This is a genomic window from [Leptolyngbya] sp. PCC 7376 (assembly GCF_000316605.1).
GTDB lineage: Bacteria > Cyanobacteriota > Cyanobacteriia > Cyanobacteriales > MRBY01 > MRBY01.
Genome location: NC_019683.1, coordinates 4,405,197 through 4,428,679 on the forward strand (window position 1 = coordinate 4,405,197; position 23,483 = coordinate 4,428,679).

Sequence of the window (23,483 nt, forward strand, 5' to 3'; positions counted from 1 at the left end):
ATGAGGCGAATTTATCTTGCGTTATTCCCAAACTCAGGGCGATCGCCGAATTATTTTGCTTTTTCTGCACTGAGCAATAATGAGCCTGCTGCACAATAAGCCTGATAGATATCGTAGGTCGGGAAGTAGGCCGATGGCGTAAAATCACTGGCCGAAATTTTGGCTGGTAGCGTAACACGACGATGCTTGATATTTGTCCAACCTGCTGAGGCCAAAAGCGTTTCCCACTCTGCAACGGAAAAATTGTGGGCTGTGACCGATAAGGCATTAACCCAATGGTGAGCAGCGGGATTATCTTGGTACAGATCGAGCACAAGACCAAGGCGACCACCCGGCATCGAGATCCGCAACCATTCTTGCAAGGTGTCAAGCGGCTCGGCATTGTAATAGAGGGATTCGACCGAGATGATGTGGGAAAACTGATCATTCCCGAAGGGTGTTTTTGCACTATCGGCAGTTAAAAATTTTAGGTGGGGCCGCTTACATCGGGCAGAGGCGATCGAGATCATTTCTGGCGCCAGATCTATGCCTACCCCTTCAGTAATCTGTGAGCCAATTAAATCATTTAAGATCCAGCCAATCCCGCAACCTGCGTCAAGGACAACGGAATTTTCGGCGATCGCAAAGTCTTTTAATAATGTTTGGGTGGCATGGAGATGACCTTCCGCCATCGAATCGCCTCGGCCGATCTCTGCCCACTTATCAAATTCGGTGGCAATTTCATGGGTACTGGAGAAAGAGTTTTGTTGCGATAATGCTGAACACATAAATAATTTTGCTCAAAGTCTAGGTCGCTTTTTTTGCCACGATAAAAACTGCTTTTTTCTTACCCGGCTGCCATTGATAATCAATCGAAAAGCCTGCCTGAGTCAAACTATTTACTAAAGCCTCGACTTTAAAAACCTTGACCAGTGGGAAAAATCCGAGCAATTTGCCGATGGGTGCAATCAATTTAAACCATCCCATCGTATCCCCTAAACAAACGGTACTGGTGACAAATAAACCACCTGGCTTCAACATTTTATAGACTTTGGCGATCGCCGCTTCCTTATCCTCCAGCAAATGCAAAATACTCATGCCCATCACCACACCTAGGCTTTCGGCAGCAACGTTTAAATCATCAATGCTGGATTGCTCAAAGGTGACATTTTCGACATTTTGGGCTGCGGCTTTTTCACGGGCGATCGCCAACATCTCTTTAGAAAAATCAGTCGCTCGAATATGTTTAACATAGGGGGCATGGAGCAATGCCGTGGAGCCAGTACCACAGCCGATTTCTAAGACCTCTGTGTCTGGCTGAAAATAGGTGCGGGTGACTTCTAATTTCTTTTGATAAGACGCTTCATCCTCGATGGGTTGCTTGGAATATTTAGCCGCGATCTTGTCCCAGAATTTTGTTGATTGTGCCATTGGATTCCCTGCTAAAAAATACAAAAGATCAAAGCTTAGGCTTGAGGTGGATTTTGTGGCGATCGCTGCATAAACCAGATAGGAGGGCCATCATTTGCAAGGATGTGTTTATGGACAACCTTAAAACCGTTTTTCTGATAGAAAGCTAGATTTTGCTCCTTTGAATTTTCTAGATAAACAGAGACTTGCTCTTGATCGGCCATCGTTAAAACAGAGGCAAGAAGACGACTGGCTGCTCCCTGACGACGAAAGGACAAATTCACACCAATCGCACAGAGATAATAATGAGGCTCTTTCGGGTGATAACGCATCGAAAGATTAGAAGTGGAGAAAAGACGTTGTAAAGAGCTGAAGGTAAGATTGCGCCTATTCTGCCATAACACTTTAAAAAATCCGAGAGACAGAGCATTTGGATCTTGGCCAGGCTTTGACCAGAGTGCGCAGCCCATCATTTCACCTTGGTCATTCGCTAGGTAAAAAGAACAATTAAAAGGCAGATAAATATGTTGAAAAAGTGATCTAAAAAAGTCATAGGCATTACCGGATGCACCTAGTAAATAGGAAATTACAGGGTCATCGTCAAAGGCTTCTCCCAAAGTTTCTGCAATCAAATCTGCATCACTGAAAGTCGCTTTTATAATGCTGTTCATATCGGCTGTACCCATAAAAATCTTACTCCTGTGGATTTATAGAAGAGTGATGTCAAATATTGGAAGAGTTATGAGCTTCTACTTTTCTGTTGTAGCTCTTTCTCCACTTCCCAAAAGAGCCAAATTGAAATGCCCAAACCAGTCATACCGCTAATGACTAAGGCAGGAGCTTGGAATAGAGCGTTATTGTAGCCAACCGCATAAGCCCAGATACTCAGAGGTAACATTAAAAAAATTGCGGTGAGGCTACCAGCCCGGATGCTCTGGGTTTTGATGCTTAAGCCGACATGATCTAGCAATGGATGGGTGAGGCAAACTGAAAGCAAAATGCCACTAATCATCGGCGATCGCCACCCAATCACAGCGAGAACAATTGCGAAAATAAAGATGGGTATATTTTCAACAATCGGTGCATAATTCAAGATAACTGTGCCCCAAGTGACTTGCCCTTTTTTATATTCACTCACCCACACCTCTTCGAAGACATGGAGGATTAGGGCGATCGCCAGTAACCACATTATTAAAATTGGAGTCGCCATCATTGTTTTACCTGCGTGAATCCAAAAGAAAAGAGCTGATACCTGAGTTGTACCAGCCCTAATCCCAAAATTTCAATATTGAGTTAACAGACGTAAAATCTAGGACATTTCACTCAGTTGTGCCGTTCTGATATTCATCTGCAGTTGGCGATCGCCGCGAGAGAGTTCCACTTTCAGCGTTGCATTAATGCCACTATCTTCAACCACTTCCTGTAATTGTTGAGCATCGGTAATACGCTTGCCATCGATTTTTGTGATCACATCGCCACGACGGAGACCTGCATCCTGCGCAGGGCTGTTTGGTACAACACCAATTACCAATACACCATCCACCTCAGGGAGAGTAACAAGAGAATTCGGGTCGTCATTGTTTTGCTTCGCATCTTCGGGGGTAATTGTCACCATACGGATGCCAATAAATGGATGGGGCACTTCTTTCCCGGAAGCGAGCGTATCCTGCAGAGATTTGGCCTTATTAATCGGAATCGCAAAACCAATACCCATTGCATCGCGGCGAATTGCAGTGTTGATACCAATCACCTCACCTTTTGCATTAAGGAGAGGGCCGCCGGAATTACCCGGGTTGATCGCGGCATCAGTTTGAAGGAAATCAACGCGCTTATCAGGAATACCAGCTTGGGCAGAGGAACGTTCTAGAGTACTGATAATACCGAGCGTCACTGTGTTGTTAAGGCCTACCGGGTTACCTACGGCGATCGCCCAATCACCGACTTGTACCGCACCAGAATTACCAAGAGGTGCAACGGGAATAGATTCATTGCCGGGGTTGATTTTCACTACAGCAAGGTCAGTAATTTCGTCAGTCCCTTTTACTTCTCCCTCGAAACTACGACCATCTTTTAGCGTCACTGTCACCTTATCTGCACCACTGACAACATGGGCATTGGTGAGGATGATGCCATTACGATCTGTGATGAAGCCAGAGCCCTGACCAGTCAAAACTTGCTCCTGCTCGCTAGGTATCTCCACACCGAAGCGATCGCCAAAAAATTCTCTAAAGAACGGATCATTCATGAATGGATCTTCAAAGCGGCGTACCACTGTTTTCTCTGTATCGAGACGGACTACCGCCGAACCAGTCCTTGCCACCGCATCGGCAACAAAACTGCTTTCCCCAGTAATCGGTACAGCAGCAACTTGTTGAGGAGTTTGGGTATCAGCGAGAGTTTGATTTGTAGGCTCAGCGGAACCTTGTATTGCACCAAACGTGATCGCACAGCCAAAGACTAACGCCACAATATGAGTGCTAAATCGCTGTAAAAATTTAGATCGTCGCATAGAAGTTTTTCTTCCCATCCAGTCTTATCAGTAAACAGTCAACAGCAATGGCGATCGCCCTGAGAGTGAGTGAGCGGTCTACCAAAAATTTATTAAACCAATGGTAACAATTTGGCTTAGTAAATTTGGGTAGGGATTTTTCGCCATCATCAGGGGAACACTTCAACAACCGTGACGTAGATTCCATAATTTATGTTTAAAAAGCTTGTATTAAAAAATGAAAAGCATGATTCAGGCGATCGCCTTCTTGTCCTTCCCTGTATTCGGCGACCTCTAGCGCAAAGGGCTCCAGCAAAAATACCAGAACCCCAGCTCTATTGTCTTAGCCAATGCAACTTGTACTTAGATAACTTTCAGTCGATTTGGCAATTCCGCTGTCCGTTCTTCCGCATGCTCAGGATTCGCACACTCTGGTCTGGGATTATTTAGACAAACATAGCTGCTGCCATATAAATGTCCAAGTTTGCCTGTTTTCTCACTTGCTTCAACCTGAGCCTGTCTCGCACTTCTAGACAACATGACGTGACTCTCAGATAAATGGCGAAGTTTGCCCTTGGCCTGATTCACTTCATTCGCCTGAGCCGCGTTATGAAAAACGACTAAAGTACTCGCGGAAATGATGCCAATAAATAGAAACTTTCTATACATCATTACATTGCTCCTGTATTTCAATTAGATGTGTAGCCTCTACCTAGAAAAATCACTGTATAAAAGATTTTTTTGAGCGAATTCTCTCAAGGAAAATGGAGTCTCTCAAATAAGAACTCAGTTTTCCCCTGGAGAAATGCCGTCAAAAACAAAGTAAATCGAATCAGATTACTTATCTATTTCTCTTGTTTAAGTCTAGATATTCGGCTTTTTTCCTATTTCTATAGTGCTGAGCCATTATGAGTAAATAATAAGTCTCACCAAAAGAGAGCCTGAATATCTCCCTTAGATAATGAGATATTTCTGTTTAGCTGATGTGATCGTATGGATTCTATAAATTCTGATTTGATCCAGGTAATTGAGAGGCCTTGTTGAAACTTTTTTTAAAGTGAATTAGCCCAGATTTTTTGATATTTTAAACATGAAAAAGATTGCGTTTTGTTAAGAGTTGATTTTGACTGATTCTCTTTTTTCGTAAATTTTTTCCACTTGCAATTGCTGTTGTGCTTACATCCCAAAAATTGTATATGACCAAAGACTGTTACAATCCTTAACAAAAATACCTGCATTTTGGTAAGTCAAAAATTCAGGGATGAGTAGCAGTCGGAAATCAGTAGATGGCGATCGCCGAAACAGGTGTCTGTAGCCCATTGATTGCGTTGTAGATGCGATGAATTGACCCACTGTGAGAATTCTGCAAGATCGCACGATGTTCTGATCGATTGTCCGAATTATTGCAACTCCCCTAAATTTTGAGGCCGTTGATTTTTTAACGATTCATCTTGAGGAACATACACACACTATGAGCGTTGTTAACAAAATTTCCTTTCGAAATTTTAAAGGAGATTTTTATGGAGGCTTAACCGCTGCTGTTGTTGCTTTGCCGATGGCTCTCGCCTTTGGTATTGCATCCGGTGCTGGAGCCGCTGCCGGGATCTGGGGAGCCATATTAATCGGCTTCTTTGCATCTTTGTTCGGCGGAACACCTAGCTTGATCTCCGAACCCACCGGTCCCATGACCGTGATCTTGACTGCCGTTATTACCGAGCTTGTTGCCAATAATCCAGAAAACGGTTTGGCAATGGGTTTTACCGTTGTGGTTTTGGCTGGTGTATTCCAAATATTATTTGGGGTATTCCGTCTCGGTAAGTACATCACCATGCTGCCCTATAACGTCATTTCTGGCTTTATGACAGGCATTGGTGTCATCCTGATTTTCTTGCAAATTGCACCATTTCTCGGTCAGGCAACTCCCAAAGGTGGTGTGCTAGGCGTACTTCGCAGCCTCCCTTCGCTGCTGAGCAATGCAAGTCCTGTAGAAGCAGGTTTGGGTGTCTTAACCCTTGCAATTTTGTTCTTTTATCCCAACAAGCTAAAGACGATTTTGCCTCCTCAGCTTACAGCGTTGGTTATCGGAACAATCATTTCTATCTTGTTCCTCGGCAACATTGAGATTAGGACGATCGCCACAATTGGAGAGATCACGCCTGGTTTACCTTCCTTGCAGATCCCTTATTTCTCCATGGCAGATGCACGTCTGATCGTGGTGAATGCACTTATCCTGGCGACAGTGGGTTGTATTGATTGTCTTTTGACTTGTCTCGTTGCAGATAGTTTGACCCGTACAGAGCACAACTCCAACAAAGAGTTAATTGGTCAAGGTGTCGCAAATATTATTACTGGTTTATTCGGTGGTGTCGCTGGTTCTGGTGCTACAACGGCAACGGTTGTCAGTGTTCAGGCTGGTGGTCGTACGGCAATGGCCGGTATTGTCCGCGCTTTTGTTCTCTTAATTATTGCGCTTTGGGCTGCACCTCTAACCTCTGGTATCCCCCTCGCTGTACTCGCGGGTATCGTTCTTAAGGTGGGTATCGATATTATTGACTGGGGTTTCCTCAAGCGTGTCCACAAGATTTCTTGGAAAGCAGCAGGTATTGTCTACAGCGTTATTCTTCTCACCGTCTTCGTTGACCTCATGATTGCGGTTGGTGTCGGTGTATTTATCGCGAACATTCTCACTATTGACCGTCTCTCCTCTGTTCAAAAAGACGCGGTTAAAGCAATTACAGACGTTGATGACCAAATTATTCTTGGTTCTGAAGAGAAGCGAATTCTAGACCTTGCCAACGGTAAACTCCTTCTTTTCCACCTCAATGGCCCCATGATCTTTGGTGTCGCTAAGGCGATCGCCCGTGAGCATAGTGCAATTGATAGCTATGACGTTCTCATTGTGGATTTAGAGGAAGTTCCAGTAGTTGGTGTGACTTCAGCTCTAGCGATTGAAAATGCAATCCAAGAAGCATTGGATGTAGGTCGTGAAGTTGTCGTTGTTGGTGCAACTGGTAAAGTCCGCGATCGCCTCGAAAAACTTGGTATTGCAGGCATGATCCCTGAAGAGCATTGGATGAAAGATCGTCTTATGGCTTTAGAAGAAGGTCTACGGATGATTGAAGATAGACAAGGTATGCCAATGGGCACTTTAGCTTAATCCTTCGCTCAATTAACTAAATAAGCATTAGAAAACCGCCAATCTTGCGTCATAAGATTGGCGGTTTTTTGAATATGGATCAAGTCTGTTCTTCTTGGGGAAAGATTCTCGATCAGTTGCGAAATTGGCTGAAGCTCTTGTCCTTCTCGCAAAGAAGAGTTTGTTTCCAAATCCAATCAGACGTAATTCCGGCATCGGCACCTTTAACAAATACTGATTGATGGAAAGGATTTGGCTTATCACCAACTGTTGCGCCACTATAAAAGCAAGAACTAGATATAGCTCAAGCATTCCATCAGTTTGGCTTTACCAATCAATCCCAATTCACTCGCACTTTTTAAAAAATATAAGGGCACAACTCCTCGACTTTTTATTAAGTCATAGGCTTTTATCTAACCGCTGAATAGAGCAATTTCATTGAGCGAATGCGGCCTTTTTTGTTGTAACAATTATTCAGAATTTCTTGCTATTGATTTCGGGTCTGATGAATCGAATACTGTGTCAGGCGTTGGATATTTCTTTGATCTGTTTGGGATGGAAAACATCAATTAAAACGAGTACAAATGCTTAGGTAAATCATTAGGATCGAGATGTCCCCTTGTTGGATTAGCCGGTATGACGCAACGACCATCATCACAGCACTCTTTCCACGATTTATCTACACAAAAGGTACTCGATGATTTTGGCAGTAATTTAGAACAAGGATTATCAGCAGAGCAAGTTGCCCAGCGTTATGAAACCTATGGCTGGAATGAGCTCACCTTCAAATCAGGAAAGCCTGCTTGGCTAAGATTTTTATTGCAATTCCATCAGCCTTTGCTCTATATTTTGCTGTTCGCTGGGGTTGTGAAAGCATTTTTGGGATCTTGGACAAATGCCGCTGTTATCTGGGGCGTAACAGTTGTGAATGCTGTTATTGGTTATCTCCAAGAAGCAAAAGCTGAAGGGGCGATCGCCTCCCTTGCTAAAGCAGTGACAACGGAAGCCAGTGTATTGCGAGATCAGCAGCCTTTGCGCATTCCCTCAAAAGATCTGGTGCCGGGTGATCTAGTGATGTTGGCATCGGGTGATAAAGTCCCCGCAGATCTCCGATTAGTCGCCACGCGCAATCTGCAAATTGATGAATCCGCTCTAACGGGAGAAGCTGTTCCCGTTGAGAAAAATCCCGAATCCTTACCGCTGGATACTCCTCTCGCTGAACGCAATAACATGGCCTATGCGGGAAGTTTTGTGACCTTTGGGCAGGGTCGCGGCATTGTGGTTGCCACAGCGAATGCCACGGAAATGGGGCAAATTTCCCAATCGATGGAGCGACAAGTTAGTCTCCAAACGCCCCTCACCCGTAAGTTTTCGAAGTTTAGTCGTACGCTTCTCTATGCCATTTTGACCCTTGCAACCTTGACCTTTGCCATTGGTTTGGGTCAGGGAGAATCTTGGGTTTATATGTTTGAGGCGGCGATCGCCCTGGCGGTGAGTGCCATTCCTGAGGGTTTGCCCGCAGTGGTCACTATTACTTTGGCGATTGGAGTTAATCGGATGGCAAGTCGCCATGCCATTATTCGTAAGCTTCCTGCCGTAGAAGCATTAGGAAGTGCAACGGTGGTTTGTTCTGATAAAACCGGAACCCTCACCGAAAATCAAATGACGGTACAGGCGATTTATGCGGGACAAGAGCATTATTCCGTCAGTGGTGGGGGTTACAGTGCTAAGGGAGAAATTTGTCGTCAAGATGATCGGCGTGCCAATTGTCATCTTGATGGAGAGTTGCCCTCTACCCTCGCCGAATGTTTGTTAGCAGGATTACTGTGCAATGATTCTCAGCTTAAACAAACTGGTGAAGATTGGTCGGTGGTGGGCGACCCGACGGAGGGAGCATTAATCAGTTCGGCGGCCAAAGCAGGGTTTAGTCAAACGGGATTTGCGGCAACGAAACCCCGTTTAGATGTCATTCCTTTTGAGTCGGAATATCAATATATGGCGACTCTCCATGATGGGGAAGCTCGCACAATTTACGTGAAAGGCTCGGTGGAATCTATCCTCAGTCGCTGTGGTCAAATGTTCGATGAGCAAGGTCAATCGATTCCCGTCGAACAAGACACAATTACTCAGGTGGTTAATGACATGGCAGCTCAAGGGCTGCGGGTGCTAGCGTTTGCGAAAAAAGAAGTTAAGGAACATCAGCATTCTGTTGACCATGAAGATATTGTCGCGAATTTAATGTTCTTGGGATTGCAGGGCATGATTGACCCGCCCAGACCAGAGGCGATCGCCGCAGTCCATGCCTGTCAGAAAGCAGGAATTCGCGTCAAAATGATTACGGGTGACCACATTAAAACTGCTCAGGCGATCGCTCAACGGATGGGCATCAATACTGCTGGTGAGGTTACAGCGTTTGAAGGACGGCAATTGGTGGAGATGGATAAAACTCAGCTTGCCCGCACCGCCGAAACCGGATCCGTATTTGCACGCGTTGCCCCAGCCCAAAAATTACAACTGGTGGAAGCTCTCCAATTAAAAGGCGATATCGTTGCCATGACTGGCGATGGAGTGAATGATGCTCCCGCTCTCAAACAGGCCGATATTGGTATTGCGATGGGTAAAGGTGGCACAGAAGTTGCCCGCGAATCGGCTGATATGCTCCTCACTGACGATAATTTTGCCTCCATCGAAGCAGCAGTAGAGGAAGGTCGCACTGTCTATCAAAATCTGCGTAAGGCGATCGCCTTTTTATTGCCGGTTAATGGTGGCGAATCGATGACCATTTTGATCAGTGCGTTGCTGGCACGCGATCTACCCATTTTGTCATTGCAGGTGTTGTGGCTGAACATGATTAACTCGATCACCATGACGGTTCCCCTCGCCTTTGAAGCGAAATCCCCAGACATCATGCAGTCCGTACCGCGCAACCCCAATGAACCACTGATCACCAAACTATTGCTGCGACGAATTTTGGCAGTCTCTGCATTTAACTGGATTCTGATTTTTGGGATGTTTGAATGGGCGAAATCAACCACTGGCGATGTGACGATTGCCCGAACAATGGCAATTCAGGCCTTAGTTGCAGCGCGGGTCATTTATCTCCTCAGCATTAGTCAGTTAGGTCGCAGTTTGCTGCTATATCTACGCGGCAAAACCCAAACCATTACCAATGCACCATTTTTACTTGTGGGAATTCTTGTGGCGATCGTCCTACAAATTGTCTTTAGCCAATGGAGTGTCATGAATCGTCTTTTCGACACAGCGCCACTTACTTTCTCCCAAGGGTTAATTTGTCTCATTCCAATGCTACCAATGATTCCATTAGCAATCTTTGCCAATCGTATCGATCCCTAATTTCGCCACAAGCATCGGTTCTCAGATAGCTCCGCTAGAATGCCAGCAAGGTAGATAGTGCGTGGTGAGTGATGGTAACAGAAGATATTCTTCAACTAATCAAACGAGCAGCGGCAGAAGGCTGGAAAACACTTGATTTGTCGACATATGGATTAAGGAAAATTCCTGAGGAAATTACCGAACTTAAAAATCTACAACAACTTAATCTCTGGGGTAACAAAATCAGGAATATTCCTTGGAAAATCACGAACCTAAACAATTTACAACGACTGAATCTCCGTCATAACAAAATCAGAAATTTTCCTGAGGAAATTACGAACCTAAAAAATCTCCAACAGCTTGACCTCTCTGATAATCAAACTTTGGAAATTCCGGAAACAATCACAAAACTAAGAAATCTCAAAAAACTCAATATTTCCAATAACCAAATCAGGTATCTATCCCATACAATTGCCGAACTAAAAAATCTTCAACAGCTTGATCTATCAAACAACAAAATCAAAGAAATCCCGAAAGGAATCACCGAATTAAACAATCTACAAAAGCTTTGTCTTAGTAACAATAAAATCAAAGAAATCCCCGTAGTAATCGCTAGCCTGAGAAATATCCAACAGCTCTACCTCAATAATAATGAAATCATGAGAATCTCGCCGGTGATTGCCCAGCTTCCAAAGCTTCAAGTATTAGATATTCGGGGTAATCAAATTAAAATAATCCCTAAATTTCTATGTGATCTACCTAATCTAAACACGTTAATTATTAGAGATATTCAAAATATTAATCCAGTTAAAATTCCACCTCCAGAGATTGCATTTAAAGGTATCGATGCAATTCGCAATTATTATAAACAACTTACAGAACAAGGAGTTGATCATCTCTATGCAGCAAAGCTTTTAGTAGTTGGAGAAGCTGGGGCAGGTAAAACCACATTGACCAATAAAATTCAGGATCCTGATTGCTCGCTGGATACAATGACTACCCATGGTATTGATATTCACCCTTGGACATTTCCCTATAATAATCATGAATTTCAGGTAAATATCTGGGATTTTGGTGGTCAGGAAATTTACCATGCTACTCACCAATTTTTTCTCACCCAGCGATCACTTTATATACTAGTCACCGATGAACGAAAAGAAGATACAGATTTTGACTATTGGCTAAATATCATCGAACTTCTGGGTAAAGATAGCCCGATTGTTGTAGCTCAAAATCAACGAGACGGGCGCACCCGAAAGATTGATATTCGTGGCTTGAAAGGACGCTTTGAGAATATCAAAGATATTATAGCAACAGACCTTAAAACAGGTACGAATCTAGACGAACTAATTAAGCAGCTTTGCTTCCAACTTAGTAATCTTCCTCATGTTGGAGATCGTTTACCAAAAATATGGGTTAAGATCCGTGATTTTTTACAGGATAATCCGCGAAATTATGTATCTTTAAAGCTCTTTTTATCTCTGTGTAAAAAAGCTGGTTTTAAAGCCTCAAAAGATAGCCTCCAACTAAGCCACTATCTCCATGACCTAGGGATTATTCTCCATTTCCAAGATGACCCATTGTTAAAGAAAACCGTCATTCTCAATCCCGAGTGGGGCACAACCGCCGTTTACCAAATCCTTGATAACAAAAAAGTCAAAGACAATTTCGGGCTTTTTTCTCGCGCCGATCTGAGTGATATTTGGCAAGACCCAGAGTACCAACAGATGGCTGATGAACTGCTCCAGCTCATGCTGAAATTCAAACTCTGCTACCAACTACCCCAGCAACCGGATATCTTCCTTGCTCCTGAACTCCTCAATCCCGAAAAGCCAGACTACAGCTGGCAACCCGACGCGAATCTAATTGTCCGTTATGAATATGAATTTATGCCCAAGGGTATTCTGACAACCCTCATCGTCGAGATGAACCAATGGCTGAAATCCCAAGATTTGGTTTGGCGCAATGGCATTATTCTGCAAGCTCAAGATACCGAAGCCGAAATCATCGAAACCTATAGCAAACGGGAAATCCGAATTCGTGTTCGAGGCCAGCAAAAGCGGGATTTATTGATTAAAATCACCCACGAACTTGACAAAATCCACCAAACTTTTCCCGGTATTAAATACAAAAAGCTTGTCCCTTGCAATTGCTCTAAAACCTGCCGAGATTCATCCGAACCTCACTTCTACGACGACAAAATCCTGAAGCAATTTATGGCCGATGGTCAGCCCATCCAGTGCCAGAAAAGCTATCAAATGATCAATGTTCGTAATTTGCTCGATGATGTCATTGCTCGATCTTCTAAAGCCGAGAAGCCAGAGATTTCACGACAACACGATACCACTTCAGAACCTCAATACATTGAGAAGCAATACATTTTTCAATCATCAGTTAATGACCCAAATTTCTTTGGTGGAGATAAGCTCAACCAAAGCAATAGCAAATTCGGTATGGGCGTTAATGAAGGGTCAATCGGCAGCCAAGCAAGAGTTGCAGGCGAATACAACGCAAACGGTTCAGATCTCTCAGAAATCACAGCAATGATTCAAGCAATGTGTGTCAATGTCACAGCTTTCCCCAAGGACACCAGAGACGACTTGTTAGATGAAATTGAAGATTTTGAAGCCGAGTTGGCGAAGCAAAAAGAACAACCGAACTCTAAAAAATTGGTGCGGCGACTAAAGGCGATCGCCCTGGCCATTCCTGTTATTGACGCACCAACAGCAGAAATTCTAGACTTTGCGTACAATATCGTTGACCTCGCCGAGAAAGTAGAACCCACTCAAACCGAGGCCATCCGGGGCATTATTCAGCAAGCCTTACCCTCTGCTGACGATAATGATTGAGATTTACATCCTTTCTTGAAGAAGGTGATCGAAGACCGGAAGGGATTCTCTATAGGTTTCACGATCTTCGGAGAACCCACCCTTAACCTCTCCTAAGAGGAGAACTTTCAAGATTTATGCGAAATGCCTATTAAATTAGCTTCGTTAGGCGATCGCCCATATTTTATTCAGAAAATCTCTATCGGCTCATTCGTTATCATGAATTGTCCTTCCTCACCAAAAACCTAAGGTGTATGTCGAATTCTAAGCATGAGCAAAAAGTATTAGCCGCTGTTTCCCAAGCCAGCGAACGATGGAAAAATGCATTTAATACTGGAGATGCTGCTGGCTGCGCCGCAAATTATGAGGATGATGCGACGATGCACGCCCGACCCTTCGGCACATTTACTGGGACTGAAGCCATCAAAACATTTTGGCAAGGATTGATCGATGGTGGCTATTCTGACGTTGAATATATCGAACCCAAAGTAGAAGTACTGAGTGAAACCGAAGCAATTCTGACATCAGGGTGGCGAATGAACAAAGCCTCTGGTGTTATTCACAAAGAGCTATGGGTGATCCAAGAAAATGGTGCAGCAAAACTCCGTGAGGATGATTTTGAGGTGATCGCCTAACCAATATCAAATAGGTTTTTATGATGCCGATTTCGATGCAATTGTTGTTGCTCATCCCGACAATTTTTTTTCAGGCGATCGCCACTTGGCTAGAAGATCAAGAATCCCCACCCGGACAACTCATTGATATCGGAGATTACCAGCTACACCTTTGCATTTCAGGAGAAGCAAAAGCTCATCCAACGATTATTTTCGACCATAGTTTAGGTGGAATAGAAGGCTATTTTCTGATCGAAGAATTATCGAGACTAACAAGAGTCTGTATCTATGATCGAGCTGGCTATGGCTGGAGTGATCACAGCCCAAATCCTCGAACTAGTGAACAGATTGCGAATGAATTAGATACCCTTCTGACCCAAGCAAAAATCGAACCACCATATATTTTAATTGGTGATTCTTTTGGCACTTATAACGTCAGGATGTATACCCATCTCTTCCCTGAAAAAGTTTTAGGAATTGTGCTCACAGATGGTCTACACGAAATAGGAATGCTTAATATGCCATTGGCGTTGAAGCTACTAAAACTCTTTTTCATTTCAGGTTTTTTTATGTCGACATTAGGCTCAATGTTAGGCATTATTCGATTACTCAATGTTTTAAAAATATTTGAGTTATTAAAGCCTGAGTTACGAAAATTCCCTCAACATTCTCTTAAGTTAGTGAAACGTTCATTTTGTCGCCCGAAACACTGGATTACGATGAGTCGAGAAATGATCAACCTAGAGGAAAGTGCACGTCAGGTGAGTGTCGCTAAAAACTTTGGTGAAATGCCCATTATGAGTATTAAAGCTAGTTCATTTTTTAAGCCTTCTTTCTTAACTCTTTTTATTCCTTTAAAAAAGGCAAATAAGTTACGAGATAGGATGCATCAAGAATTGTGCAAACTCTCAACAAACTGCACTCAAATTGAAGCGAATCAAAGCGGACATTTTGTCTGGGTAGATGAACCACACATAATTATTAATGCTGTAAAAAAATTGCTTGCTCAGATTCCAGAGTAAGGGAGGATACAAAAAGAGAGCTCAACATTTACTTGTCAAGATCTTGAAAATATTGATTTGGCGATTGAGTTTTATTTGGTTGCTTCTTCAACCCAACCTTTAACAGTGGAAACCACTTCATCTAGCGATAAATCTTGGCCATGCTGTAATTCTTCATCTTCATAAATCTCATATTTTTACGCCTATAACCTACTAATTCTCTCGATATTAAAAATACTTTAAATTTACAAAAAATTAGCTTCATAAACCCTTGAGAAATTGCGGATAAACTAATCTTTATTGGTAGAACTAAAATAGTATCTGTTAGAAAAATAATATGGATAAAATCAATCGTTTTTTATTCGATTTTTCATATGTTAGGAAGCTGCCAGAAGCCTTGGCACTATATCTCACTCACTCGGTACTATCGATTGGTGCGGTATGGATGTATAACCATGTGGGTAATAGCTCTATAGCAATTTCTAGTCGAGTGAGGTGCAATAGCAGCAATGTGTAAACCAGCATCGAATATCATCAAGGGTAATCTTGGAAAAAGCTACCTCAATTGCCTTGTCTAGAGCTAGATAAGTTCTTGCCCCGATACTTTTCAAGGTACTTTTCAACTTTGACCAGCAATTTTCAATGGGTGAAAAATCTGGAGAATAGGGAGGAAGGTAAATCAACTTAGCTCCCACGGCCTCAATCATTGTGCGTACTGACTCTCCTAAATGAATCGAACAGTTATCCATCACCACACATGCTCCCGCCCATAAGTTTGGTATTAACTTCTGGCTGATGAATTCTTCAAAGGTTAATCCATCCGTACTCCCCAGCAGATGATAATTAGCGACCATTCCCTTGAAGCCTAATGCTCCAATCAAAGGAACATTCTTGCCTCGTTTACTGGATTTCGGACTATAAGCTCGTTTCCCTTTCTCAGAACGTGCCCTCAGTCTTGTCATGGCTAAGTTCACGCCCGATTCATCGATAAAAATCAAGTTTTTCGCTAGAGTCGCTTGCATTTTCTGCCAAAAATCATATCTGGCTTGTTGCACTCGTTTTGTCGCCTTAAGGTCTGGATAGAATGTTTTTTGAGGCTATATCCCATTCTTCTTAAGGTGCGATGCATGGTGCTATTGGCCACACGGAGACCAGTGCGTTTCTCCATCTCATCACATAGTTCCGCTAGCGTCGCATCGTTTTTCTTGGTGAGCAACTGGCGCAATATTGTTTGATGCTCTTCGTTTAATTTGGGAGGTGTTTGTTGGCTTCGTTTTTTCGGAGCAATCGACCCTGTCAGTCGTTTTTGGTCGAGGAGCTTTTGTACAAAACTTTTCGCCACTCCAAATTGTCGGGCAAGACTACTTTGACTCACACCACCCCTTTCGTAGGCATCCACTATTTTCTGTCTTAAGTCTAATGAGTAGGCTTTCGGCAAGATGCTACTTTCTTCCTCACCAGTCAACTCACCTATACTACTTCATACACCTTGCTAGGCTGAAATTTGCTGTATAGAAACAGATCTACCCATAGCAGCTCTTATCTACACCGTTGGTATGACAGCCGTTGCTTGTCGTCAGAGAAATCTAGAGAACAGGCAAATTAGTTATCTTATTGCTACTGGTTTGTTAACTATTCTCGCTACTTCTGCTGGTGGATTAGTACCACTCTTCTACTTGGTTGCAAAAGATACTCAAAAGAAAAGTAAGAAGAGCGGCAAGACAAAGAAAAAGTAGGGCAAAACCCTGGTAAATTTGAATCATCTAAGCTGTTGCTTCTTCAACCCAACCTTTCACCGTTGCCACCACGTCTTCAATAGCAATATCTTGGCGATCGCCGTCCTTTCTTTTCACTACCTCGACCTTGCCATCCTTAAGAGATTTTCCAGTGACAATGCGGAAAGGAATACCAATGAGTTCAGAATCCTTGAACTTCACACCAGCTCGCTCTTTGCGATCATCGAGAATAGTTTCTACACCCGCCGAATTGAGTTCAGTATAGAGTTTTTCTGCCGCAGCCATTTGGTCAGCATCTTTAATATTGGGAACCACCACCACCGCATGGTAAGGGGCGATCGCCACAGGCCAGATGATGCCATTTTTATCGTAGGATTGCTCGACGGCAGCTTGGGCGAGACGAGAAACACCCACGCCATAACATCCCATAACCAAAGGTTGAGGCTTACCATTTTCATCCATAAAGGTTGCCCCCATCGCCTCGGAATATTTAGTGCCGAGTTGAAAGATATGACCGGCTTCGATGCCCCGTGCGGTTTGGAGAATTTGACTAGGGTCATGAACCGCGCGATCGCCAGCCATTGCGAGACGAATATCCACCTGCAACTTAGGCAGTTTAAACTTAGATCCCCAGTTTGCGCCAAGCACATGGTAACCAGACTCATCCGCACCTGTGACAAAATTCTTTAGCTCAACCGCTGTCTGATCCACCATCCGCAAAAACTTAGCCGCAACAGTCTTAGAGCCTTCGATATAGTCATCGGCTAAATCAGGTGAAATATAGCCGAGGGGAAGGGGTTTAGCCGCCCATTTTTTCTGAGCATCAGCATCGGGAACCGTTAACGCAATGATGGTATTTGCATCGTAATCAGGCGCTAATTTTGTGAGTTCGTTGGTGAGTTTCACCTCATTTACATCCTGATCACCTCGGATGGAAATCAGCACTAAAACCGTTTGCCCATTGTCGTAAACTACTTGATAGAGAACATTTTTAACAGTATTAGTCGGGTCACAGTCAACGGCTTTGCAGAGTGTTGCAATGGTTGCAGTGTCAGGGGTTTCGCGCTTTTCAAAACTAGAAAAAGGAGACTCTACTAAATCTGCAGGTAAGGAAACAGCTTTCTCTGTATTTGCAGCGTACTTCTCGTCATCGGTGTAGAGAATTTCATCCTCGCCAGCTTCCGCCAACACCATAAATTCCTGCGAACCAGACCCACCGATTGCTCCAGAATCCGCCTCGACAGCGCGAAACTCCAAACCACAGCGGCGCAACATATTGCGATACGCTTGATCCATATCTGCGTAGGTTTCCTTGAGACTTTCCTCATTGGCATGGAAAGAATAGCCGTCTTTCATAATGAATTCACGACCACGCATCAAACCGAACCGGGGACGAATTTCATCACGGAACTTCGTTTGAATCTGATAAAGATGTTGAGGCAGTTGGCGGTATGAACGAATCATATCCTTCGCCACGGTTGTAATCACTTCTTCGTGGGTGGGGCCAAGACCAAGTTCACCATCCACGCGATCCGTGAGGGAAAACATGATCCCTTCCGCTTTCGTATAAGTATCCCAACGACCAGAATCTTTCCAAAGCTCTGAGGGTTGAAGCTGAGGCAGAAGTGTTTCCTGTGCCCCGGTCGCATTCATCTCTTCCCGCACAATCGCTGATACTTTTTGGAGCACTCGCCACATCATCGGTAGATACGCATAAATCCCGCGACCAATCCGCCGAATATAGCCCGCCCGCAACAGGAGCTGATGGCTGGAAATCTCCGCATCAGCAGGAACTTCTCTGAGGGTGACAAATAAACTCTGGGAAAGGCGCATGATTTCTCTATTCTTTGGCGATCGCTATTGAACCATCGTTTATTATGGGTCACTTTTCGACATTTGGGATAGAGAATTATAAAACAATTTAAAAATAGAACTTCAAAACAACAATATAATCCCTAATTCAGAAAATACTTAGCAACTACTTTAAAATGAACCAAATCCGATCCTCTTCACGTAAATGTCATTACCTCAGCCTCAAACTCGAACATTCACTAGCCTAATCACAGATATATTAGAAGGACAGATTCAGATTCCTCAGTTTCAAAGAGATTTCGTTTGGACAATGCAGAAGTCAGCAGGTCTCATTGATAGCATCGTTAAAGGATATCCGATAGGGACTTTTATCTTTTGGCGAACACAAGAAAGACTTCGCTCCATCAAAAAACTTGGACAACAATCCCTCCCTGAACCTGATGAAAATCAATTGATTGACTATGTATTAGATGGTCAACAACGTTTAACAAGTCTCTTTGCAAGTTTACGAGGCATTAAGTTATATAGAGAAGGGAAAAAAGAAGACGATTTCTCCAAGATATTTATCGACTTAGAAGCTAGCAAGTTTGAACAAATAGTTGTCGTTAATGCTGAAGGGAAAGAAAAAGATCAACTAATAAGTATTTTGACTTTATTAGAAGGTGATTTCACCTCACTTGGCTTATATAAGTCCATCTATCATCCAAAGATTAAAGAATACCAAGATAGAATACGAAGCTATCAATTTTCAATTATTCAAGTTCAAGATGTCCCCATTGATATTGCGACAGAGATATTTACACGTATTAATGTAGGAGGAAAACCTCTTTCTCTTTTTGAGATCATGGTTGCAAAAACATATGATCATGAGAAAAAGTTTGATTTATCTGAAAAATTTCAGGAATTATTGGATGTTTTAAAACCTCTGAATTACGAAACCATCTCTGATGCTATTATTCTTCAGACTGTTTCCATGATTCTAGCTAAAGAATGTAATCGAAAAACGATACTAAAACTTGATAAGAATAAGTTTATTGAAGTGTGGGAAAAAGCAAAAGATGCAATTGAACGTTGTATAGAATATTTCAGAAGTTATTATAGAATCCCTGTTTCACAACTTTTGCCTTATAACGGGCTCATTGTGCAATTTTCATATTTCTTTTTTCACCACCCTGATAAACCTACAGGAGACAAGCAAAAATTCTTAGAGGATTTCTTTTGGAGATGTTCTTTATCTGGAAGATATTCGTCTTCTCTTGAAAGCAAATTAGCTCAGGATATTAAAAGAATTGATCAAATTTTGAATGATCAGCTACCTACTTATGACTATGCTGTAGATACTTCTCCTGACTTTATTATTAATAATGGATGGTTTAGTGCGGGCAGAAGCTATATAAAAGCAATTTTGTCCATTTATGCATATTTCCAACCTCAATCATTTGTTGATAGTTCACTAGTCAACATCAGTAATTATTGGCTAAAACAAGCAAACAGTAAAAATTACCATCACTTTTTCCCAAAAGCTTATTTATTGAAAAGACAAGAAGATTCATTTAGGATAAACCATATTCTGAATATAACAATTGTCGATGATTTTTTAAACAAAAGGCTTATTAGAACTAAAGCACCATCTTTATACATGAATGATTTTAAAAATAAGAATAAAGACATTGAATCTGCAATGAAAAGTCATTTAATAGATATTGATGGATTTGGTATTTGGGATGATGATTATGATGTCTTCTTTGAGGAAAGAGCAAAAAAAGTTAGTGAAGAACTCAGTAAAAGAATTATTAGGCAAGATGGAGACTTACAAGATCAATCTGATCTAAAAGATGATTATGAAGAGGAGCCAACGATTACAGAATAACTTTTAGAAGAAAATGCTTCTCTTTTCTATAGTAGAGGTGGGAAATTATAAGGTACTTTGAGCCATGTTGAAAATAATTCAAGTTGATATAACACGATAGAAGGTTAGGCTTGCTGAACGAATAGCATTTGTTTCGGATGTGTCAGCCGATGACAGAAATGTCCGACAATCGCCCAGCCCTTGAGATTTATGTATTCATCTGGAGTCGAGTGAGAGAAGCTCAGGCACAATGAGATAATGATTGGCGTGCGTTTTCGAGTGGCTGATGAAATCCCGTTCTTTTTTCGTTTACCTTGGTCTGCTGGCTGTATTGTTGCTCTCTGTGGGAGCAGCGAGTTGGTATGGCATTTTTGCTCAAAGTCCTTTGCCTTGGCTAAAAGGTGGTGTGGCGACAAACCCTGCAGCAGCGTTATTTGTCCCGCGTCAGGCTCCCTTGATGCTGTCGATGGTCGTGAATCCAGAGAAATTAGCTGCATTAGGATTAGTGCAGAGTCCCTACGGTAAACGCCGGGAAACCTTGCAGGAACTCCAGCAAGCAAAAACTAGTTTGATGAGTGCGACGGGATTAGACTACACCAAACAAATTGAGCCATGGCTTGGTAACGAAATTAGTTTAGCGGTGACCACTCTCGATGTGGATCGCAATCCTGAAAATGGTGTGACGCCTGGATATCTGCTGGTCGTTGAGGCACGGGATCAAGAACTGGCAAAAGAATTTCTCCAGCTTGCCTACACTGAGCAGGCTTTGTCACCGGATTCTGCCTTAAGCTACGAAACCTATAAAGGCGTAAATCTCGTTATTCCAGATGTGAAAACAAAGCAATTTGCCAGCGCCATTGTTGGAAATTATGTGCTGTTTGCCAGCGAAGGAAAAGTGCTCCGCAGTGCCATTAATACAGTGCAAGTGCCTGATCTCAACCTCAGCCACGATCCTCAGTACAACGAAGCCCTCGAAACGATTGATCGCGATCATATTGGTATTGCCGTAGCAAATTTACCTGCTCTGAGTGCCTGGATAGCGAACGATATCAATCCTGAAGAACCGACTCTAAAACAACGGTTGGCGATTGCCCTAAGCTTACAAACCGATGGCTTAATTGCCGAGACTGCGCTGATTGGGGATACGGAACCAGCTTTAAACCGTCCGATGTTAACTGAGCCCGTTGAAGCCTTAAACTACATTCCGCCCCAAGCTTTACTGGCAGTGGCTGGACGCGATTTAAATCAGCTTTGGACAGACGCAACCACTGGACTGAATCCCAGTAGCCCCCTATCCCAAGTGTTACAGCAATCTGTTGTCGCTGTTCAAGAGCCCCTCGGCATTGATTTACCCGCTGATATTTTTGAATGGATTGCTGATGACTATGCGTTGGCGATCGTCCCCACCGAAGATCCTCGCAAAGTAGATTGGTTATTTGTCGCTGCACGGGACGAAGAAACGAATATTGATCCCATCATTGACCATTTCGATGAACTTGCCCAAGCTAAAGGATTAAGTGTCGGTAGACTGCCTTTGGACGATCGCAAAGTAACAGCCTGGACCGCCATTGATACTTCCGACCGTGATGATTTAGTGCAATTAAATGCGGAAGTCCAAGGTGCTCACATTAGCGTGGAAAACTATGAACTTTTTGCCAGCTCAGTCAAAGTTCTCAGCCGTGCTATTAAAGCCAGCAAGAAACAATCCCTACTCGACAATAAAAACTTTAAAACTAGTCTCCAAAAACTCCCCAGCAAAAATGGTGGTTATCTCTATGCCGATTGGCGGCGCGGTTCTTCCCTTTTTAAAACCCAAGTGCCTATTTTGCGAGTGGTGGACTATGTCGCGAAACCCTTCTTTAATCACCTAAATTCTCTTAGCCTCACCAGCTCCGGGAATACTGAAGATATTCGCCGTTCGACATTGTTCTTTACTCTGTCGCCGGAGTCAATCCAAAACTAAATAAATAAAGTCCATATACATTAATTAAATAGTTATTGTTCTTGCAAAAAAAACAATAATAATACTACTGTAAAAATAGTTAAAGTATTTTTATCCTGTGATTAAAGTCAAAATCATTCCACCAAAAGGGCGAGGAGTTGTCGCTACTACTCTTATCGCAAAAGGAACCTTGATTGAAGCTTCTCCAGTGTCATCTTTCCCCAAAGAACAATGGGATATGATTAGACAAACTAGTATTTTTAAATATTGCTTTGTACGGCTCTCAGAGTATCGTATTCAAAAGAAGGTGGATGGCTATCTTGTTTTTGGAACTTCAACCCTTTGCAACCACTCAGAGAAGCCTAATTCTTACATTGAATGGGTCGAGAATGAACTTGGTTTATGGGCACATTTGATTGCCAAAGAAGATATACAGCCTAATGAAGAAGTCTCCATTTTCTATGCCAATATTAATGAGTATTCGTTGGCTAGTAAATTTGTCACTTAATTAACTACCACTCTAAACGTTTTCCGAGTTAAAAGATTTAGAATCATGGAACCCGAAGTAAAGCGCATTGCAATGTGGGCGAGTCCCCGTTGTCTGTCTACTGTTCTATTAAGGTCTTGGTCATCTCGTCCAGATACTTTTGTTCAAGATGAACCTCTTTATCCCCACTATCTTTTTATTAGCGACCGTCAAGATCCAGAGCAGGCAGAAATCCTGGCTCAATATGAAACAGATTGGCGTAAAATTATCACTCAAGTAACAACAAGAACGTCACCCAATAAATCAATTTATTACTATAAGTTTATGGTTTATCGGCTGCTTCCTCACATTGAGACGCACTGGGTTCATCAATTAACCAATTGCTTTCTCATTCGTGATCCACGGGAAATGATTCTATCCTACCTGAAACTCTGGGGCACAACACCCACTCTAGAAAGTCTCGGTACTTTACGCTTAAAAAAATTATTTAATCAAGTTTGTGAATTTAACAGTCAAATTCCACCAGTGGTTGATGCGAAAGATTTATTAGAGAATCCCAAACGTACTCTTTCATTGCTTTGTGCAGCGTTGGAAATTGACTTTGATAAAGCAATGTTGTCATGGCCAAATGGTAATCCGACTAATGATGTTTGGAGCAAATACCATTGGTATGACACCGTTAGGAATTCAACGACTTTTCATCCTGATAAACCGAAGACAGAAGTGATTCCTCCAGAACTTCATGATTTGCTTAAACAATGCAATCAGGTTTATCAAGAATTATATCAACATCGTCTTGTCTAAAATAAATTGTCGAGCGTTGTTCATGTTCCTGCATCTTTTCAACGTAATCATTTATTAAGAGCAT

Annotated in this window: 21 protein-coding genes; 10 read left to right on the plus strand and 11 right to left on the minus strand. The window is 42.6% G+C overall.

Going from position 1 to position 23,483, the window contains the following annotated elements:
- Positions 1-50: 50 nt before the first annotated feature.
- From LEPTO7376_RS19890 to LEPTO7376_RS26645, 8 genes are all read right to left on the minus strand, one after another.
- Complete coding sequence (locus tag LEPTO7376_RS19890) at positions 51-767, minus strand: class I SAM-dependent methyltransferase (RefSeq protein WP_015135848.1); 717 nt, start codon at positions 765-767, stop codon at positions 51-53.
- Positions 768-786: 19 nt separating this feature from the next.
- On the minus strand, positions 787-1,410 hold the full coding sequence (locus tag LEPTO7376_RS19895) for a class I SAM-dependent methyltransferase (protein WP_015135849.1): 624 nt from the start codon (positions 1,408-1,410) through the stop codon (positions 787-789).
- A gap of 35 nt (positions 1,411-1,445) precedes the next feature.
- Entirely contained in the window at positions 1,446-2,075 is a 630-nt protein-coding gene (locus LEPTO7376_RS23970; RefSeq protein ID WP_015135850.1) for a GNAT family N-acetyltransferase, read from the minus strand.
- Positions 2,076-2,128: 53 nt separating this feature from the next.
- Positions 2,129-2,602, minus strand: coding sequence for an HXXEE domain-containing protein (locus LEPTO7376_RS19905; protein WP_015135851.1), 474 nt, complete (start codon positions 2,600-2,602; stop codon positions 2,129-2,131).
- A gap of 96 nt (positions 2,603-2,698) precedes the next feature.
- Entirely contained in the window at positions 2,699-3,898 is a 1,200-nt protein-coding gene (locus LEPTO7376_RS19910; protein WP_015135852.1) for an HhoA/HhoB/HtrA family serine endopeptidase, read from the minus strand.
- Complete coding sequence (locus LEPTO7376_RS26640) at positions 3,885-4,085, minus strand: hypothetical protein (RefSeq protein WP_160148529.1); 201 nt, start codon at positions 4,083-4,085, stop codon at positions 3,885-3,887. The genes LEPTO7376_RS19910 and LEPTO7376_RS26640 overlap by 14 nt, the downstream gene beginning before the upstream one ends.
- A gap of 155 nt (positions 4,086-4,240) precedes the next feature.
- A complete protein-coding gene (locus tag LEPTO7376_RS19915) occupies positions 4,241-4,549 on the minus strand; it encodes a hypothetical protein (RefSeq protein ID WP_015135853.1) in 309 nt (102 codons plus the stop codon).
- 504 nt (positions 4,550-5,053) lie between these two features.
- Positions 5,054-5,230, minus strand: a complete 177-nt coding sequence (locus LEPTO7376_RS26645) for a hypothetical protein (protein ID WP_160148530.1) — start codon at positions 5,228-5,230, stop codon at positions 5,054-5,056.
- A gap of 118 nt (positions 5,231-5,348) precedes the next feature.
- Between LEPTO7376_RS26645 and LEPTO7376_RS19920 the strand changes: the two genes are divergently transcribed.
- The 5 genes from LEPTO7376_RS19920 to LEPTO7376_RS19945 all read left to right on the plus strand — a co-directional run bounded on the left by LEPTO7376_RS19920 (position 5,349) and on the right by LEPTO7376_RS19945 (position 14,810).
- Positions 5,349-7,034: a SulP family inorganic anion transporter gene (locus tag LEPTO7376_RS19920; RefSeq protein ID WP_015135854.1), complete on the plus strand. Its 1,686-nt coding sequence runs from the start codon at positions 5,349-5,351 to the stop codon at positions 7,032-7,034.
- Between the two features lie 615 nt (positions 7,035-7,649).
- Positions 7,650-10,367: a cation-transporting P-type ATPase gene (locus LEPTO7376_RS19930; protein ID WP_015135855.1), complete on the plus strand. Its 2,718-nt coding sequence runs from the start codon at positions 7,650-7,652 to the stop codon at positions 10,365-10,367.
- 71 nt (positions 10,368-10,438) lie between these two features.
- On the plus strand, positions 10,439-13,195 hold the full coding sequence (locus LEPTO7376_RS19935; protein ID WP_015135856.1) for a COR domain-containing protein: 2,757 nt from the start codon (positions 10,439-10,441) through the stop codon (positions 13,193-13,195).
- Positions 13,196-13,428: 233 nt separating this feature from the next.
- On the plus strand, positions 13,429-13,809 hold the full coding sequence (locus LEPTO7376_RS19940; RefSeq protein WP_015135857.1) for a nuclear transport factor 2 family protein: 381 nt from the start codon (positions 13,429-13,431) through the stop codon (positions 13,807-13,809).
- A gap of 23 nt (positions 13,810-13,832) precedes the next feature.
- Positions 13,833-14,810 (plus strand): alpha/beta fold hydrolase, encoded by a 978-nt coding sequence (locus LEPTO7376_RS19945; protein ID WP_041766123.1) that lies wholly within the window; start codon positions 13,833-13,835, stop codon positions 14,808-14,810.
- A 461-nt stretch (positions 14,811-15,271) separates the two neighbouring features.
- On the opposite strand, the gene LEPTO7376_RS28015 is transcribed toward LEPTO7376_RS19945, so the two are convergent.
- Positions 15,272-15,844 carry an IS630 family transposase gene (locus tag LEPTO7376_RS28015; protein ID WP_071880719.1) on the minus strand — a complete coding sequence of 191 codons (573 nt, stop codon included), beginning with the start codon at positions 15,842-15,844 and terminating at the stop codon, positions 15,272-15,274.
- Positions 15,796-16,254: a transposase gene (locus LEPTO7376_RS28020; protein WP_225901137.1), complete on the minus strand. Its 459-nt coding sequence runs from the start codon at positions 16,252-16,254 to the stop codon at positions 15,796-15,798. Before LEPTO7376_RS28020 ends, LEPTO7376_RS28015 begins: the two co-directional genes overlap by 49 nt.
- Positions 16,255-16,345: 91 nt before the next feature.
- On the opposite strand from LEPTO7376_RS28020, the gene LEPTO7376_RS19960 reads away from it, so the two are divergent.
- Positions 16,346-16,525 carry a hypothetical protein gene (locus LEPTO7376_RS19960; protein WP_015135860.1) on the plus strand — a complete coding sequence of 60 codons (180 nt, stop codon included), beginning with the start codon at positions 16,346-16,348 and terminating at the stop codon, positions 16,523-16,525.
- A 27-nt stretch (positions 16,526-16,552) separates the two neighbouring features.
- Here the strand turns inward: LEPTO7376_RS19960 and proS are convergent, their stop codons facing one another.
- Positions 16,553-18,358: a proline--tRNA ligase gene (gene proS / locus LEPTO7376_RS19965; protein WP_015135861.1), complete on the minus strand. Its 1,806-nt coding sequence runs from the start codon at positions 18,356-18,358 to the stop codon at positions 16,553-16,555.
- A 184-nt stretch (positions 18,359-18,542) separates the two neighbouring features.
- Here proS and LEPTO7376_RS19970 point away from each other — a divergent pair, with 184 nt between their 5' ends.
- The 4 genes from LEPTO7376_RS19970 (at position 18,543) to LEPTO7376_RS19985 (ending at position 23,419) form a co-directional block, all read left to right on the plus strand.
- On the plus strand, positions 18,543-20,207 hold the full coding sequence (locus tag LEPTO7376_RS19970) for a DUF262 domain-containing protein (protein ID WP_015135862.1): 1,665 nt from the start codon (positions 18,543-18,545) through the stop codon (positions 20,205-20,207).
- A 265-nt stretch (positions 20,208-20,472) separates the two neighbouring features.
- Positions 20,473-22,149, plus strand: coding sequence for a DUF3352 domain-containing protein (locus tag LEPTO7376_RS19975; protein WP_015135863.1), 1,677 nt, complete (start codon positions 20,473-20,475; stop codon positions 22,147-22,149).
- Positions 22,150-22,246: 97 nt separating this feature from the next.
- Entirely contained in the window at positions 22,247-22,636 is a 390-nt protein-coding gene (locus LEPTO7376_RS19980) for an SET domain-containing protein-lysine N-methyltransferase (RefSeq protein ID WP_015135864.1), read from the plus strand.
- Between the two features lie 45 nt (positions 22,637-22,681).
- On the plus strand, positions 22,682-23,419 hold the full coding sequence (locus LEPTO7376_RS19985; protein ID WP_015135865.1) for a hypothetical protein: 738 nt from the start codon (positions 22,682-22,684) through the stop codon (positions 23,417-23,419).
- Positions 23,420-23,483: the final 64 nt, after the last annotated feature.